Genomic DNA, 15,729 nt, shown 5'->3' with positions numbered 1-15,729 from the left:
AATAGTATAAACCAAGATTTTAGCCCGCCTGAAGAAGCAATCTATCGTTGTATTCAGGCATCTGAGCAAGGAAATATGGATAGCATTGCTGTTAAAACTGATAATGCGAGCAACAACTCTTTAACTGTAGAAGATGTTACTACTGATTTGGATATTCAGAGTCATTTACTACCAGTAAACCAGGAAGTCAGGTATCCGTTGTCTAGCATTTCAGCTAAGGAGGATTTAAATGAACAGCTAACATCCTTAGTTAACCAAGCTCGTAGATATTCACCTGGAAGCCGTCAACGTCAGAAGTTGCTCACGCAAATCATTCGTTTAACACAAGGTAAACTCTGGAAGGAAAATACTCCCTACTATCAAGACGCACTGCAACAAACTTGGTTGTATTTCTGCCGCAATGTTTGTGATGGTCTGACAGGTCAAGCCTATGACTCCACTCAAGGTAGTGTAATTAATTGGTTAGATGCTTACCTAAAACGCAGACTACAAGATTTTTATCTCAACCAAAACCGAGAAAAAGCCACAACAGTCTCCTTTGGGGTTCGTCAGTCTAAGTCGGGTGAAATTGGTGAAACTATTGACCCGATAGATAATATACCAGCTACCCCCCAAGCACCTCCCATTTTGGAAAACCTGGAGACATGGGTGGAGACAGACTCGGATATGGAACTACGTAGTACTCACATTAAAGGGCGTCCAGACGTAAATTGTCAGGTATTAATTCTCAAACGCTTACCCCCAGAAGTTAGCTGGAAAGAATTATCAAAAGACTTTGGGCTGTCAATTGCGACATTAAGCAGTTTCTATCAACGTCAATGTCTACCACGCTTGCGGAAATTTGCTGAGGTAGAGGGTTTATTATAAACTAGGCTTTCACCATAGGAAGGTGGCTCACAAAATTCCAGATAGTGGCAGCAAAACAATATTTCAACAGATAACCTAGAGAGGCAGTCTAGGATAAATATCGATTTAGGTTTTACCTATTCACGAAATATAATAATGTCCATGCCAAACCTGATACTTTATTAACCTACAATACTCTGAAATAAAAAACCAATAATTAGACCAACTATTCCAGCAATCAAACCGGCACAAAAGAAGTAGAAAACAATTCAAAACTTGCTTGAGTATTTTGAGTATATCTGAAATAAAATATTGCCCAAATCGCTCCAAGCGTTCCTAAAATTACTGTTGGAATCGTTACGATTGCTATGACACTTTGAGTTTTCATTGATATATGTATAGTATTACGAACCGTAAAAGTTTCTAGTTAAACACATAACAGAAAAGACCAGAATTAGGCGAAAAATCAAAAAATATGCACAAATAGAGCTAAAAATACGTACTTATCCAGAACGGATTATGAATAAAATCTGATAAAAATCAATCCTGGTAAAACTGCTCCTTCAATAATGCCTATAATCCAGAAAATTGAAATCCAAAGAAGCCAGCTGAAGCCTTCAGAACTAATAAAGAAATCAGCTGAAAATCCTTCAGCTACCCTCGAACCAACTAAATTACCAATAAAACCACCAACTATTCCACCAAGCAATCCTCCCAAAAATGAGTAGAAAAATAACTTGAGAGTTACTTGAATATTTTGGCTATACAGTAGATAAATTATTGCCCAGAGCAATCCTATGATTGCTGAGATTACTACCGATACTAATATAGCAAAGATTATCACTTTCATCGCTTTTTTCGTGGTCTTAGCTATGGGTAAAGATATAAGGTTCAGACTTAATAGTAACATGACAAAAAATATCGCTATAAAATGGGAGCATCCCAATTTTGCAAAAAAAGGGGAAAAACCCAGATTATTCTTTAACTATTATTAGCCGAGAGACTCTCAAAAATAAAATAATTCATTACAGTTTCGTTTGAAATTATTACTATCAATTAAATTTGAGGATGATTTTTAATTATCCTATCAAACTTAGCGGGATAATATAGTTAAAACTGACTTGGTTAATAATCAATAGTTATATGTACTAACTAGTGATTTTTAGCAAATTTTTATATATGATTTGTTCAGCAGTTTCACACCGATAACTAGTCTAAACTACAGCACTCATGGGTAATGTAGTAATTGCTTTGAGGTTACTGAACAGTGCTTTTTATACTCGAAAGTCACCATCGCCAATCCTAAAACAACTATTAATGCCCAACCGAACGCGCCTATAAAAAATAATCTTTGAAATCTAGCTGCTTTTTGCTCTTGAACTAGTCTAGCTTTAACTTCTTTAGTTCGTTCTGCTTCTAACCATGTCTCAACTTCCCGCCGATCGCATTCTTGGCTAGCTGCTAAAAACTGATAATCTAAATCGCTCAAACTTTTGCCTTGCGACCAAGCTAAAGCTTCATGTAAGGCTGTCCCGCGTAATAGTCGGGAATGATCGCGATGCTCTGAGGCTATCCAAGCATTGAATGCTTGGGAATATGGCCGTAATTTTGCTAATTGTTTTTCTACCCAAGCTTGGTTAAAAACCTCTTCATAAATCCGGTTCTTTACTATTAATTGCCCTTGGTGCTTGGTTACTAACCCCGATAACAGCAGTTCTATTTGTTCTTCTCCATCATCACTAGCTATCTGAATACCTTGTAAAATTTGCTGGTACAATCCTAGTAAACCTCCAGCACGCTGTTCATCGATCAGCAGGCGATCGCGGATTGTTTTCAAATGCTCTGGATCGTCTTTTGCTTCCCATTTCTCTATAATATGGGTTTGCACTAGTTTTTCTAAAATTAACAAAGGAAATTGATAATAAAAATTTATCAAATGTTGATTAATAATCGGTAAATGATTATCCAATTTATAACGCTCATCAACTTCTATGCTTCTGTGTTCCTGAACATCTTTGCTTCCAGAGTTTCTTTCTTGCACCACTATTTGACATAGTTTTTGAGTCAGAAATGGCTGACCATTTGTCCAAGCCAAAATTTCTTTGAGAACTGCCATCGGATTAGCTACTTTACTTTCTAAACCTGCGGCTAATGGCTGAACTTCCGATAAATTAAAACCGTGCAATTCAATAGATTTACCAATATTAAATGGCGTACAGTTGCGATCGGCAATCAAATCTGAAGGCGTTGCGACTCCGAACAGCGCCCAAGTTAGACGGTTATATTCGGGATTTTCGGCTCGTTGATTGTAGCACGAGCGAATCAGAGTAAAAAAATCGACGACAGGGAAATTCAAACCTAAAACACTATCAATTTCATCAATAAAAATAAATATTTTTTCAGTTTTTAGTTCAACTAACAAAATGTCTTCAACAAACTGGCTCAATCGCTGTAGCGCAGGTAAATCTTCTCGCTCCGACCACCAGCATTTTATATTAACTTTGCTAAAGAGATTAAAGCTTCTTAATAAGTCAACTACTATCCCCTTATACCATTGAGCAGGAGTAATATTGCCGTTGCCAATGCGAGTCATGTCGATAGATGCACAACTGTAGCCTGCTTGTTCTAATCGGTGTCTCGTTTGTAACCGCAAGCTAGATTTACCCATCTGTCGGGAACTAAATACATAACAAAATTCACCTTGAATTAGAGTATTATAAAGTTCAAAGTCAGCCTGCCGTTCTACATAGCTAGGAGCATCAACTTTGAGACTACCGCCAATTTGATATTCGTACTTATTCATAGCATTTAGGTTAATTGCTCTTGGAAATATAGCTGATACAAATCACAGCTAGGCATTGCCTGATTTCCTTCAAGTTTTACCAGACCCATACTTTCTAATTTATAAGCAGCGATCGCTTCTAGTTGTACACTTGTGGGAGAGGTAACTACCCGTTTGAGTGCGATCGCGAGTTCGGGATGTTCTTGAAGATTTGCCAGATGATGCCGTAAATAGTTGCTGTAGATGCCGGCAATTGTGGGAGCCTCTTGTAATAGCTGCTCTAGGGTTACTGTTTGATTTCCCAGGTTATAAAGAGCCAGACGAGCTAAATAAGGATGACCGCCAATCATCGCTCGTAGCAAAGCCAGCTTTTCCAATCCTTTCTCACCTTTAGCCCAATCCAATCCATGACGCACTGCCAAATCCTGCATCTGCTCTAAACTAAATTCTGATAACTTAATCGGCAGTCCCACATTGAAAGGTGATTGATTAATATCTAGTGGGATATAAGCTTCAGTGGCATGAACTACTACTAATCGCAGTTTTTGCCAGATTTCTAATTCGGAAGCATCCTCATACCAAGAACGCAGTAGCGGCAGAAAATCTCTAGAGATTTCTGGATACTCGAAAATTCGATTCACTTCATCCAAAGCTAAGACCACCGGAGCGTCGATTTTTTCTAGCAAATACTCCTGTAAATACAATGTGCAGCTAACTTTGCTACCAATATCCTCATCCCAATAATCATCTAGTCTGATTTCTAAGTTCAACTGTCGGCTAATATTCGCACAAAACCAGCGTAAGAATTTTTCCAAGCTAGTGAAAACTTGACTATCTGCCCTCTGTAAACCAATCTGTACAGTGTGTACCCCAGTCTGTTTGGCATGAGTCAGAATTCTGTGCATTAGAGAGGTTTTTCCCATTTTGCTGGGGGCTTTGATTCTGATTAGGCTTCCAGGTTTATTGATTTCGGTATAGGTGCGTTCTTCAATTGGCGGACGTTCTATGTAAAAAAAGGAATTTAGGGGCACTGAGCCACCAGGATTTTCTAAAAAGTCGGGATTAGAGACTGGGGTTTTTCTTTCGTCTTGTTTTTCGATTACCAAAGAAGACGCTGATATCGCATCTTTGGCTCTGCTTGTTGGCTGAGACTGTCTCAAGACTGCTGGCACAGGTTGTAGTTTTTCTGACAAAACGCTATTTTGCGTAGGCAAAGCGCGCTGGAGGCCTCGCCGTCTCAATACTGAGCGAAAATTACTTTTTGTCACCTCCTCCCCGAAAGCTTGTGAAAGTAGCTTCCATAACTTAGAACCAACATCTTTTATATAATTGGCATCGTAACCACAGCTTTCGGCAATGTCTGGATAAGTTTGTCCTTCCCAAGCTTTACGAAATATGATTTCCTGAACATCACTTAAGCCATGTTCAAGAAATGTATCTAAAATTACTAGTGCTTCTTCTATATTCATTTGTAGAAAGAATAAAGTTTGTTTTAAATAAGACTTTAGCGGAATTTTTCAGATTTTTTTCAGTATTTACTTAAATTTAAACAGTTATACCAATTTAATTAATCTTTGCGACAGATGGATTACTTGTAGGGGCATACAGGTAGCTGCGCACCCCTACTCAGGTATCTGTTGTGTTCTTTTCCCAAATTGGTATTAGCTTTATTTACATCTGCCGCTCCAAGATATTAGGGAATGTCACAATCCCCATTACTTAGGCAGACTAATGGGCATGAGAGTTAATTTACAGTAGTTTTCATGTATTTGAACTACACCTGTCGTAGGGGCGCAAGGTCTTGCGCCCCTAGCGCGTTGATGCCAATGGCATTAACAAAAGCTGAAATGCCTATTTTAGTAACATTCAGCCCTGATACTTTGTTCAATCTTTAACTTTCATATAAACATAGTTTGACGTAGAATTTGTTTTTTTAGAGTTTAATTAGCTCAGGATTAATGCAGCAATTAATAAGAGTATTTTCATCGCACGAAGCTTTAAGCTTAAGACGAATTATGTGAATATTTCTAACTAATTTCTAGCATTTTTAGAATTAATACTACAATTCTTAAGTAAGAGCATTGTTTTGCTAAATGGTCATCTAAAAAGATTGTAGCCATGAAAAATAACCTCTTTGCACTAGCGCTAACCTTATCAGCGCTTCCTATATCTATTTCTACATCAATTAATCCTGCGATCGCAGAGTCAACTCCTGTTGAACCATCTGTCTCAATACGAGCATTTAATCTTCGTAGCTACTATATTCGTCATCGCAATTTCCTTGGCGAAGTTAGCCTCATTTCAAGTTCTCTAGACAGAGGAGACGCAAGTTTTAGAGTAAGGTCAGGGCTAGCTTCTTCTGACTGTGTTTCATTTGAATCCTCAAATTTGCCAGGATACTACTTAAGACATCAAAATTTTCAAATTAGATTAGATCGCAATGACAATACCGCACAGTTAAAAGCTGATGCAACGTTTTGTATAAAACCAGGTTTAGCAAGTTTAACAAATGTTTCTTTTCAGTCATATAATTTTCCTACTTACTACATACGTCACAGAAACTTCAAGCTATATATTGACCCGTATACCACTGATAGCTTGTTTTTAAACGATGCCACTTTTACACTAGTAGCACCGTTCACTCGTTAGTTAAAGTGGCTTACAAACTTAGTCATTCAATCCCTGATGGCTTGTATAGAGTAAACTGTCTTGGCGCGTTGGTACATTACTAGAGATGACAATATTCTTTTGTGAACCCCTTCATCTGTGGTTTGCCTAAACCGCTCATTTTTTCTAGCAGACTCTGTACAATTTATATATAGCTATCGTTCCGGTGCTTGTTTGTTTTAACCAGCACCCTAAAGGATCGATAGCTTTCTTGTGAATTAGCTCAATTAAAAACTGTCTGGAGTATTGCTCTATTATATTTGCAGTTTATTTCTCGTTCCCAGATTGGAATCTAGGAACACCAGTAACGAGTGTAAGTAGGAGATGATTATGCCGAGATGGAACGCAGAAAAAAAACAAGCGTATCGAACCGAGGTAATTCAACGCATCACCGCAGCGATGCCCTCAGTAATGCAGGAATATGCCTCAATTAATTGGCAAGAGGAACTCAAAGGCTACCATACTGAGCATGAATATTACCCTGACTATATCCACGCTCCCATTCATGGGTCAACTGATTCCTACACTAACCCTCAGTCGTGCTTAGGTTGGGATGCTGCTATGGATGCGATTATTCCCCTCAGCCACAATGTTAGTTGTCAGCAGTTGCGCGAGACAATGGCTGAACTAATTCCTGAAGACACTCAAATTGAGACGGTGCTAGAGCTTGGTGCAGGTACGGGTGGTGGAGCGCTGGCACTGGCACAGCGGTTTCCACAGGCCACCTTTCGCATTACTGATGTTTCACCTTATATGTTGGTGATTAGTCAGCACAAATTTAACAAGGCTGGATTAAGTGAGCGGGCATCCTTCGAGCAGGTGGACGCTCGTAACACTGGCTACCCTGACAACTCCTTCGATCTTGTCACATCATCACTACTGTTTCACGAGACACCTAAAGAGTGGACTCCTAAGATTCTCAAGGAGATGTACCGGATTACCAAACCCGGAGGTTGGGTACTATATGCTGACACCTATCGGGGTGAATACGCCCTGAGTGCTTCTTTTCAAGAACCGTGGTTGGATGACTTTATCCATTTCAACTTCGAGTACGAGTTTGCGAAAGCAGGTTTTACAGAACTCAATTACATCCGCTATGCCGTGGGTTTGTGGTATATGGTTGGCCGGAAGCTAGAAATGTGAGGAAAAAACAATGACAACAGAAGTTGGCATTCTCCCTTAGACAGTTCTGAAGCTCGTGTTCAAAGCAGCTACGTAAACAAAGTTATTTTCAAGATAGTGTCGTTTACTGTACAAGTGCTGCTATAGCATAAGTAAATGCTGCAAATTACTCAAGTTGCATTCAAACGTAGGCTGATCGGCGCGATCGCTCTGCCAATTATCCTGTTATTGTCATTGTCAGGAGTTTCAATCTGGCAAATTAACCGCCTGCTCAAGGCTATGCAATGGGTCGATCACACTAATCAAGTCATTGCCAGAGCAAATGGCTTACAAAAACTGTTACTGGATCTAGAGACAGGAGTACGTGGATACCAGATTACAAGTAAGCCAGAATTTCTTGAACCTTATCAGCAAGCTAACTCTACCATTAATAATACTTTTGATGAGTTGGGTGATTTAGTTTCAGATAATCCCCAACAAAATCAACGCTTAAGGCAAATCAAGGCAGAGCAAACAGTCTGGAATATCTCTATTTCTCAAGCGATCGCCCGCAAACAAAGAGGTGAAGCTGAACCCTTATCAGCAATTAAGGTTCGCAAACAGAGTATGGATGTGATGCGAAACCAAATTACTGATTTGATTGCCACTGAAGAGCAGCTACGGTATCAGCGTAACCAAACAGTCAAAGAGACTACTGGGCGAGTCATCTTTACTAGCATAATCCTGTCGCTTGCTGCTGGTGGCGTCCTTGCCTTTTATATTCGGCGGCAAATTGCCCATGTGTCTGACAATTATGAGAATGCTCTCAAAACTGCCCAAGTACAAACTGAAAATGTTCGGCTTTCTGCCCAAAGACTTGCCGCTTTACATAATATTGACCGGGCAATTTTAGCAGCTGAGTGTATCAAATCTCTAGTCCGAACTGCACTCAAACAAATGCATCAGTTAGTTCCTTATGAGCAAGCATTTGTTGCCCTATTTAATTTTGAGGCAGGCACAGCTGAGATTGTGGCAGGCAGCAGCACTAAAGAATTACAACCGCTTGAAGGTACAAAGATGGCAGTATCAGACTTTGCGCCTGAGCAAAGCTTACGACAAAACTTTAGTTATATTAAAGACTTGACAAATGTTAAGCTTTACCCACCTATTTTAGCACGGTTGCATTCGGCAGGAATGCGTTGTTGTTTGCGGATTCCGATGTTAGTTGAAGAAACGCTGCTAGGAGAACTCAACTTGGCGGCGACTCAGACAGCCGTTTTTGATGCTCAAGCACAAGATGTTGTGGTAGAGGTGGCGGCTCAGTTAGCGATCGCTATCCAACAATCTTTGCTACGGGAACAACTTCAAAATTACGCTTTGGAACTAGAACAGCGTGTTGCCGAGCGCACTGCACAGTTGCAAGAAACCAATCAAGAGCTAGAAGCCTTTACTTACACGATATCGCACGATTTACGCGCACCGTTACGTACTATGCAAGGCTTTGCTCAGGCATTGCAAGAAGATTACACAGACAAACTAGACTCGGTTGGGCAAGAATACATTCAATATATTACAGAGGGTGCAGTCCAAATGGACACCCTAATTTCCGATCTGCTGGCATACAGCCGCCTCAGCCGTTCCCAAATTCAAATACAAAAAGTTGATTTAACTAATGTTGTCGAAGAAGCTTTAAAACAACTCAGCAAACAACTTCAAGAACAGCTTGCACAAGTTACGGTGGCAAAACCTTTGCCGCTAGTGATGGCTCATCGCTTTACGCTTGTTCAGGTAGTAACCAATTTACTCAGCAATGCGATGAAATTTGTGCAGCCTGGAATACACCCAAAAGTACATATCTATGCACAGGAACAGCAAAATTCGATAAAATTATCGATTGTGGACAACGGTATTGGCATTGCGCCAGAACATCAAGAGCGCATTTTTCGGGTGTTTGAACGACTGCATGGCGTTGAAATCTATCCAGGTACTGGTATTGGTTTAGCGATCGTCCGCAAAGGATTAGAGCGAATGAACGGTCGAGCCGGAGTAGAATCGCAATTAGGTACTGGTAGTCGTTTTTGGATTGCACTGCCAAAAGCCGTTCTTCACAGCAACGATGCCAATGACGCAAGTACTTCGCATTCTGATAATTGATGATAATCCAGGCGATCGCGCCTTAACGATCCGAGAACTGAGGCGAGAATTTCCGCAATTTCAACCTCAAGAAATTCGCGAAGCCTCTAGCTTTGCTAGTGCATTAGCAGCAGGTGAATTCGATTTAGTTATTACCGACTATCAACTGGGCTGGAGTACTGGACTAGAAGTTTTATATACAATTAAGCAACAGTATCCAAACTGTCCAGTGATTATGTTTACTAATACAGGTAGTGAAGAAATTGCGGTAGAGGCAATGAAGTCTGGGCTAGATGATTATGTCCTCAAGTTACCCAATCGCTACATTCGGATACCAGCTGCTGTGCGACTTGCACTAGAACGAACAGAAATCAAACGACGAGCTACCTTACTTGAAATCCGTCTTCAAGGTTTGCTTAACCAATTAAAACTAGGTATATTTCGTATTTATCCAGATAGAAATTTTATTGAGTGTAACCTAGCGTTTCTGGAATTGTTAGGGCTGGATTCATTATCACAAGCCTCAGCGATGAATTTATTGAACATCCATGAATACTACTCAATACTACAAAAGCTGCCGCCACCTCAACAGCAAGAGCAAGAGATTCAATTACAACGAGCAGATGGAAGATTTATTTGGGTAGGATTAAGCATAGCTCTAAATACAGTTGAGGGACAACAGGTACTAGATGGCTTAATTGAAGATATTACATCTCGTAAACAAGCTGAAATTGAAATTCAGCAACTCAACCAAACCTTAGAAGAGCGAGTCAGGGAGCGCACTGCTGAATTAGAAGTAGCAAATCGAGATTTAGCGCAGAGAAATCAGGAATTAGCAGTAGCTAATCAAGATTTAGAAGCATTTAGTTATTCAATTTCCCACGATCTGCGAGAACCATTACGCGCTATCCAAATGTTTGGTTCAATCCTCCTAGAGAACCAGGATAGGGAATCTAACCTAGAGAACCAACAAGACTATTTGCAGCGCATTATTGCAAGTACACAGCAAGCAGACAAGCTTGTTCAAGATTTGCTTGAATACAGTCGCCTCAGCCGGACTGAAATGCCATTACAACCTATTAACTTATCTTTATTAATGATACAAATACTGAGACAGCTAGGATTAGAGATAACACAGCGACAGGCGAGAGTGCAGGTTGAAGAGCCTTTAGCTGAAGTTACGGGAAACCCTACTATTTTGATTCAAGTAGTTACCAATTTGCTAACCAATGCGATTAAATTTGTTGCACCGGAAGTTCAACCTCAGTTACGGATATGGACTGAAAAACGTAATCAATTGGTTCGCTTATGGGTACAAGACAATGGCATTGGTATTGAGGAAACACACCACAAACGCATCTTTAATGTTTTTGAGCGCCTACATAGCTATGAAGTTTATCCTGGTAGTGGTATCGGTTTAGCAATTGTCCGCAAAGGAGTCGAACGTATGGGTGGACAAGTTGGTGTAGAATCCCAACCTGGACAAGGAAGCCGATTTTGGATAGATTTACCTATAGTTATAGATGTAAATCCCTAAAATTTTTCAATCCTCTTGATTACGGGCAAACATAAAATTCTTTCTACGGTCTTAAATATTTAGTGCAAAACCCTTGTCCTACGCTCTGGGGCACACAGTAAGTTTTGAAAAACTGTCTTTCCCCCTGCCCCCTGCCTCACTTCGGCTACGCTCAGTGACCACCTGCCCCCTGCCTTTGCCTTTAATGACAAAAATTTCATGAGTAAAGAGCAAGACACTATTTTACTTGTAGAGGATAATCACAAAGATGTGCTTCTGCTGCAACGCGCGCTCCGCAAGGCTAACATTGTCAATCCAGTTCAGGTGGTAAATGATGGCGATGCAGCAGTGTTATATCTGTCTGGGCAGGAACCTTATGGCGATCGCACTCGTTATCCCTTGCCTGTACTAATCTTGCTCGATCTGAAACTCCCCCGCAGATCCGGGGCTGAGGTTTTGATGTGGTTACGGCAGCAACCAGAACTCAAGCGCTTACCGGTCGTAGTTCTCACCTCATCGAGGGAGTATGCCGACATCAATCATATCTATGACATAGGTGTAAATGCTTACATAGTTAAACCAGTTATTTTTAACGAATTAGTAGAAATTGTTATAACCCTCAATCTCCACTGGATTATGTTTAACGAAAGACCGCAATTTTGAACTGTTTGAACATTTTTTGGACTTTCTTCTCACTGCTATCCTTACGTAAATATAATGAAATTAAATGTTACGTATTCTTCTAATTGATGATAATTTGAATGACCGCCTACTGGCGATTCATGTACTAGAGCAAGAGTTTTTTGACCTCCAGTTTCACGAAATTGTTCAAGCAAAAGACTTGGAAGAAGCACTGGAGAAAGGACAGTTTGATTTAGTAATAACGGACTATCAATTACGCTGGAGTGATGGCTTAACCGCGATCCGGGCAATTAAAAACCGTTATCCTGATTGCCCAGTAATAATGTTTACTAGTAGTGGTACTCAGGAAGTTGCCGTTGAGGCGATGAAATCGGGATTGGAAGATTACATCATTAAGTCTCCTAAGCACTATGTTCGATTACCCGCAGCAGTCCGCCGAGCAATAGAGCGGACTGAAGCTCAACGTAAAGCAGTCAGGCTAGAATCACGCTTTCAAACTTTGCTGAATAATTTAAATGTAGGAATTTATCGCTTAACGGCAGATGGTATTTTACTCGAAGGTAATCCGGCATTTCTGCGGCTGTTAGGTTTAAATTCTCTAACTGAAATTCCAGCAAGTCAAACCCTTGAGCCTTATTTCCAACCATTGGACTATGCCCAAGTTCTCAACCAATTAAAGCAAAATAGCGAAATCCGCGATCGCGAAATGCAATTGCGACGAGCGAATGGTAGTTTAATTTGGGTGCGAATTAGTACAACTTTTACCCAAGTAGATGGTACAACCGTTATTGACGGCTTAATAGAGGATATTAGCGAGCGTAAACAGGCACAAAAAGCTCTACACCAGAGTGAGGAACGCGCACAGCTTGCCATTAACATCAGTCGGCTTGGGACTTGGCATTATGACCCCAGTACGAACCTCGTCGAGTTTGACAAGCGGATGCGTGAGATTTGGGGCGAACCGGATGACACCGCGCTTATCCCTTTGCCGATGGTAATAGAGCGCATCCACCCAGACGATCGTGAGCGTGTAGTCAACACCATCAGCAATGCGCTCGACCCGATGTCGTCAGGTACTTATGAAATTGACTATCGGATCGTGTGGAAGGATGGAACTGAGCGGTGGCTATTCGCTAATGGGCAGGTGCAATTAGAGGGAGAGGGAGTATCCAAGCAAGCGGTTGGGTTCCTGGGAACCGCACTCGACATCACCGAACGCAAACGAGCAGAGGAACGGCTGCATCTGCTGTATGAAACGACCAGCGATTTACTGGCCACAGAACATCCCATGTTGTTAATGAATAACTTATTTAACAAGCTCTCAGCCCAGCTAGAGTTACATTCTTACTACAACTACATGGTCGAGGAAAAAGACAACCAGCTAATGCTGCATCTGAACAACTATGAAGGGATCTCTGAGGCAACAGCTCAATCGCTGGAATGGATTGAATTTGGTCAAAATCTTTGCGGACTGGTGGCACAAGAGCGGCAGCAAATTGTCCTCGATCGATCGCAAATCTCCACCCATCCCAACGCGCAGCTTGTCAACTCAATCGGCATTACGGCTTTTGCTGGACAACCGTTGATTGTCCAGGGACGGTTACTGGGGACGCTCTCCTTTGCCAGCCGCACCCGCACCTGTTTTACTCCCGAAGAAATCGATCTGCTGCAATCCACTTGCGAGCAGATGGCGATCGCTATTGAGCGGGCAAATCTGCTGGCTTCAATTCAGCAACAAGCTCAACAATTGCAACAAGCTAACCGAATTAAAGATGAGTTTCTGGCAGTATTATCCCATGAGTTGCGATCGCCCCTTAATCCAATTCTGGGTTGGTCTAAGTTGCTCCAAACCTGTAAGCTTGACGAAGCCAAGACCGCTCATGCCCTGAGTGCGATCGAACGCAATGCCAAGTTGCAGTCCGAACTGATTGAAGACTTGCTGGATGTCTCCCGAATTCTGCAAGGCAAACTTAGCCTGAATGTTTGCCCAGTGGATCTAGTATCGATCGTTCAAGCTGCAATGGAAACTGTACAGTTGGCTGCTGAAAGCAAGTCTATTCAAATTCAGGTGAGGCTTGAACCAAATGTAGGGCAAGTTTTGGGCGATCCAAATAGGTTACAGCAAGTGATTTGGAATCTCCTGTCGAACGCGATTAAGTTCACTGATGTCGAGGGACGAGTCGATATCCAACTCAAGCAAGTTAGCTCTTTTGCCGAAGTCACTGTTATCGACACAGGTCAAGGGATTCACCCTGACTTCCTCCCTTATGTATTTGAATACTTCCGCCAAGCAGATGGTGCTACAACCAGAAAGTTTGGTGGACTGGGATTAGGGTTGGCGATCGTCCGTCACTTAGTCGAATTGCATGGCGGAACTGTTCGGGTAGAAAGTGCAGGTGAAGGTCAGGGAACAACCTTTACTGTGAGACTTCCGCTCATGGCAACTCCATCCCAGAAGAACGCGGACAGTAAACCGTCTGAGCCATCCTTAAATTTGCATGGCATCAAAGTTTTGGTGGTAGATGATAACACAGATACACGGGAGTTTATTGCTTTCATGCTAGAGATGTATGGAGCAAATGTAACAACTGTCACCTCAGCCGTTGAAGCTCTCGCTACTTTAACCAAGTACAGAGCAGACGTGCTACTTAGCGATATTGGGATGCCAGAAATGGATGGCTATATGCTGGTACGCCAGCTGAGAGCCTTGCCGTACCAACAGGGCGGGAAGATTCCAGCGATCGCCTTAACAGCATTTGCTGGAGAAATTAACTATCAAAAGGCTATAGAGGCAGGTTTTCAACGGCATGTTCCGAAGCCTATCGAGCCAGTAAAGCTGGTTGAGACGATTACCGATTTGGTTAAACAGAGCCAGTAAGGGGGGTAGGGGGCAGGGGGAGAAATAAAAGCTTAACCCAAGCGTATTGGATCTACAATAGACCTCTTGTAAAAATGTATTTTTGCAAGACAGGGAAAAGGGTAAAGGTTAAAGGGAAAGGATTTTGAGTTTCTTTACCCTTTTCCCCTTTGCCTTTACCCCGACTTTTGCAAGGACATGGAAAATAGAACTACATCCGTGGGTAGAGAACTTCTAGCCTAGACAATTGTTACAAAAATAGTTTTGTAGGTATGAAAATTGATTTTGGTGCAACTGCTACTGATTATGCAAAACACCGCGCTGGGTTTCCTAGTTCATTATTCAACAAATTGTCTGAATATGGTATAGGTTTACCAGGGCAGAATATTGTTGACCTTGGTACGGGAACAGGGACACTAGCGCGGGGGTTTGCTGATAGAGGTGCTTATGTAATTGGCCTAGATCCATCAGCCTCACTTTTAGAACAAGCCAGACTGTTAAGCGAAGCTTTGCAACTTAAAGTAGATTATCGAGTTGCAAGTGCCGAGAATACCGAGTTACCAAACGCCAGTGCAGATGTAGTGACAGCTGGACAGTGTTGGCATTGGTTTGATCGTCCGCGTGCTGTCAAGGAAATTACTCGCATATTGAGAGTAAATGGCTTACTGGCGATCGCACATTTTGATTGGATACCCTTAAAAGGTAATGTAGTTCACGCAACGGAACAACTGATCCAGGCTCATAATCCCGCGTGGAATTTGGGCGGCGGTAATGGTTTGTATCCCCTGTGGTTACAGGATATTGGCGAAGGAGGATTCCGAGAAATCCGCACATTTTCTTACGATGTATTTGTATCTTATACACACGAAGCTTGGCGGGGGCGAATTCGTGCTAGTGCTGGCGTGGGAGCCAGCTTAACACCAGAAAAAGTAGAAATATTTGACCAAGAATTGGCGACATTACTCGAAACAAAATATCCGACACCAATTCTTCAAGTTCACCATAGAGTTTGGGCAGCGATCGCCAAATCACCGCTATGAAAAAGTATATATATAGTTATAGATTTATTAGCAATTGCTTCACAATGGGATCTTAAAACCATTCGGTTAGCTTGTTTTTCAAGGGGAGATACCCCCAACCATTGGTGTCAACTTAAGGTGAAACCCTTATAAAGGCTTGATATTG

The 15,729-nt window shown here is 41.6% G+C and carries 11 protein-coding genes; 8 read left to right on the top strand and 3 right to left on the bottom strand.

Going from position 1 to position 15,729, the window contains the following annotated elements; all coding sequences use genetic code 11:
* Positions 1–207 precede the first annotated feature (207 nt).
* On the top strand, positions 208–867 hold the full coding sequence (locus tag RMY64_RS02755) for a sigma-70 family RNA polymerase sigma factor (RefSeq protein ID WP_322699338.1): 660 nt from the start codon (positions 208–210) through the stop codon (positions 865–867).
* A 496-nt stretch (positions 868–1,363) separates the two neighbouring features.
* Here the strand turns inward: RMY64_RS02755 and RMY64_RS02750 are convergent, their stop codons facing one another.
* From RMY64_RS02750 to RMY64_RS02740, 3 genes are all read right to left on the bottom strand, one after another.
* A complete protein-coding gene (locus RMY64_RS02750; RefSeq protein ID WP_322699241.1) occupies positions 1,364–1,756 on the bottom strand; it encodes a hypothetical protein in 393 nt (130 codons plus the stop codon).
* A gap of 318 nt (positions 1,757–2,074) precedes the next feature.
* Positions 2,075–3,649, bottom strand: a complete 1,575-nt coding sequence (locus tag RMY64_RS02745; protein ID WP_322699240.1) for an AAA-like domain-containing protein — start codon at positions 3,647–3,649, stop codon at positions 2,075–2,077.
* A 5-nt stretch (positions 3,650–3,654) separates the two neighbouring features.
* Positions 3,655–5,097: an AAA-like domain-containing protein gene (locus tag RMY64_RS02740; protein WP_322699239.1), complete on the bottom strand. Its 1,443-nt coding sequence runs from the start codon at positions 5,095–5,097 to the stop codon at positions 3,655–3,657.
* A 649-nt stretch (positions 5,098–5,746) separates the two neighbouring features.
* On the opposite strand from RMY64_RS02740, the gene RMY64_RS02735 reads away from it, so the two are divergent.
* The 7 genes from RMY64_RS02735 to RMY64_RS02705 all read left to right on the top strand — a co-directional run bounded on the left by RMY64_RS02735 (position 5,747) and on the right by RMY64_RS02705 (position 15,584).
* Entirely contained in the window at positions 5,747–6,277 is a 531-nt protein-coding gene (locus RMY64_RS02735; RefSeq protein WP_322699238.1) for an AbfB domain-containing protein, read from the top strand.
* 348 nt (positions 6,278–6,625) lie between these two features.
* Complete coding sequence (locus RMY64_RS02730; RefSeq protein WP_322699237.1) at positions 6,626–7,438, top strand: class I SAM-dependent methyltransferase; 813 nt, start codon at positions 6,626–6,628, stop codon at positions 7,436–7,438.
* 135 nt (positions 7,439–7,573) lie between these two features.
* The gene (locus tag RMY64_RS02725; protein ID WP_322699236.1) at positions 7,574–9,550 is read left to right on the top strand and encodes a CHASE3 domain-containing protein; all 1,977 of its coding nucleotides are present in this window, start codon (positions 7,574–7,576) and stop codon (positions 9,548–9,550) included.
* Positions 9,519–11,066, top strand: a complete 1,548-nt coding sequence (locus tag RMY64_RS02720; protein ID WP_322699235.1) for a sensor histidine kinase — start codon at positions 9,519–9,521, stop codon at positions 11,064–11,066. The genes RMY64_RS02725 and RMY64_RS02720 overlap by 32 nt, the downstream gene beginning before the upstream one ends.
* Before the next feature lie 198 nt (positions 11,067–11,264).
* Entirely contained in the window at positions 11,265–11,708 is a 444-nt protein-coding gene (locus tag RMY64_RS02715; RefSeq protein ID WP_322686161.1) for a response regulator, read from the top strand.
* Between the two features lie 64 nt (positions 11,709–11,772).
* A complete protein-coding gene (locus RMY64_RS02710; protein ID WP_322699234.1) occupies positions 11,773–14,565 on the top strand; it encodes a response regulator in 2,793 nt (930 codons plus the stop codon).
* Positions 14,566–14,816: 251 nt separating this feature from the next.
* Positions 14,817–15,584 (top strand): class I SAM-dependent methyltransferase, encoded by a 768-nt coding sequence (locus tag RMY64_RS02705; protein ID WP_322671667.1) that lies wholly within the window; start codon positions 14,817–14,819, stop codon positions 15,582–15,584.
* Positions 15,585–15,729 lie beyond the last annotated feature (145 nt).

Source organism: Nostoc sp. DedQUE08, assembly GCF_034530895.1.
In the GTDB taxonomy this organism is placed as follows: Bacteria; Cyanobacteriota; Cyanobacteriia; order Cyanobacteriales; family Nostocaceae; genus Nostoc.
Note: the sequence above shows the minus strand (reverse complement) of the source record. Positions and strands in the feature narration are given on the sequence as shown.

What these genes read in the sequence shown, in the direction of transcription:
- RMY64_RS02750 (WP_322699241.1), bottom strand. Translation starts at nt 1,756, where the DNA reads ATGTTACTATTAAGTCTGAACCTTATATCTTTACCCATAGCTAAGACC.
- RMY64_RS02745 (WP_322699240.1), bottom strand. Translation starts at nt 3,649, where the DNA reads ATGAATAAGTACGAATATCAAATTGGCGGTAGTCTCAAAGTTGATGCT.
- RMY64_RS02740 (WP_322699239.1), bottom strand. Translation starts at nt 5,097, where the DNA reads ATGAATATAGAAGAAGCACTAGTAATTTTAGATACATTTCTTGAACAT.
- RMY64_RS02735 (WP_322699238.1), top strand. Translation starts at nt 5,747, where the DNA reads ATGAAAAATAACCTCTTTGCACTAGCGCTAACCTTATCAGCGCTTCCT.
- RMY64_RS02730 (WP_322699237.1), top strand. Translation starts at nt 6,626, where the DNA reads ATGCCGAGATGGAACGCAGAAAAAAAACAAGCGTATCGAACCGAGGTA.
- RMY64_RS02725 (WP_322699236.1), top strand. Translation starts at nt 7,574, where the DNA reads ATGCTGCAAATTACTCAAGTTGCATTCAAACGTAGGCTGATCGGCGCG.
- RMY64_RS02720 (WP_322699235.1), top strand. Translation starts at nt 9,519, where the DNA reads ATGACGCAAGTACTTCGCATTCTGATAATTGATGATAATCCAGGCGAT.
- RMY64_RS02715 (WP_322686161.1), top strand. Translation starts at nt 11,265, where the DNA reads ATGAGTAAAGAGCAAGACACTATTTTACTTGTAGAGGATAATCACAAA.
- RMY64_RS02710 (WP_322699234.1), top strand. Translation starts at nt 11,773, where the DNA reads ATGTTACGTATTCTTCTAATTGATGATAATTTGAATGACCGCCTACTG.
- RMY64_RS02705 (WP_322671667.1), top strand. Translation starts at nt 14,817, where the DNA reads ATGAAAATTGATTTTGGTGCAACTGCTACTGATTATGCAAAACACCGC.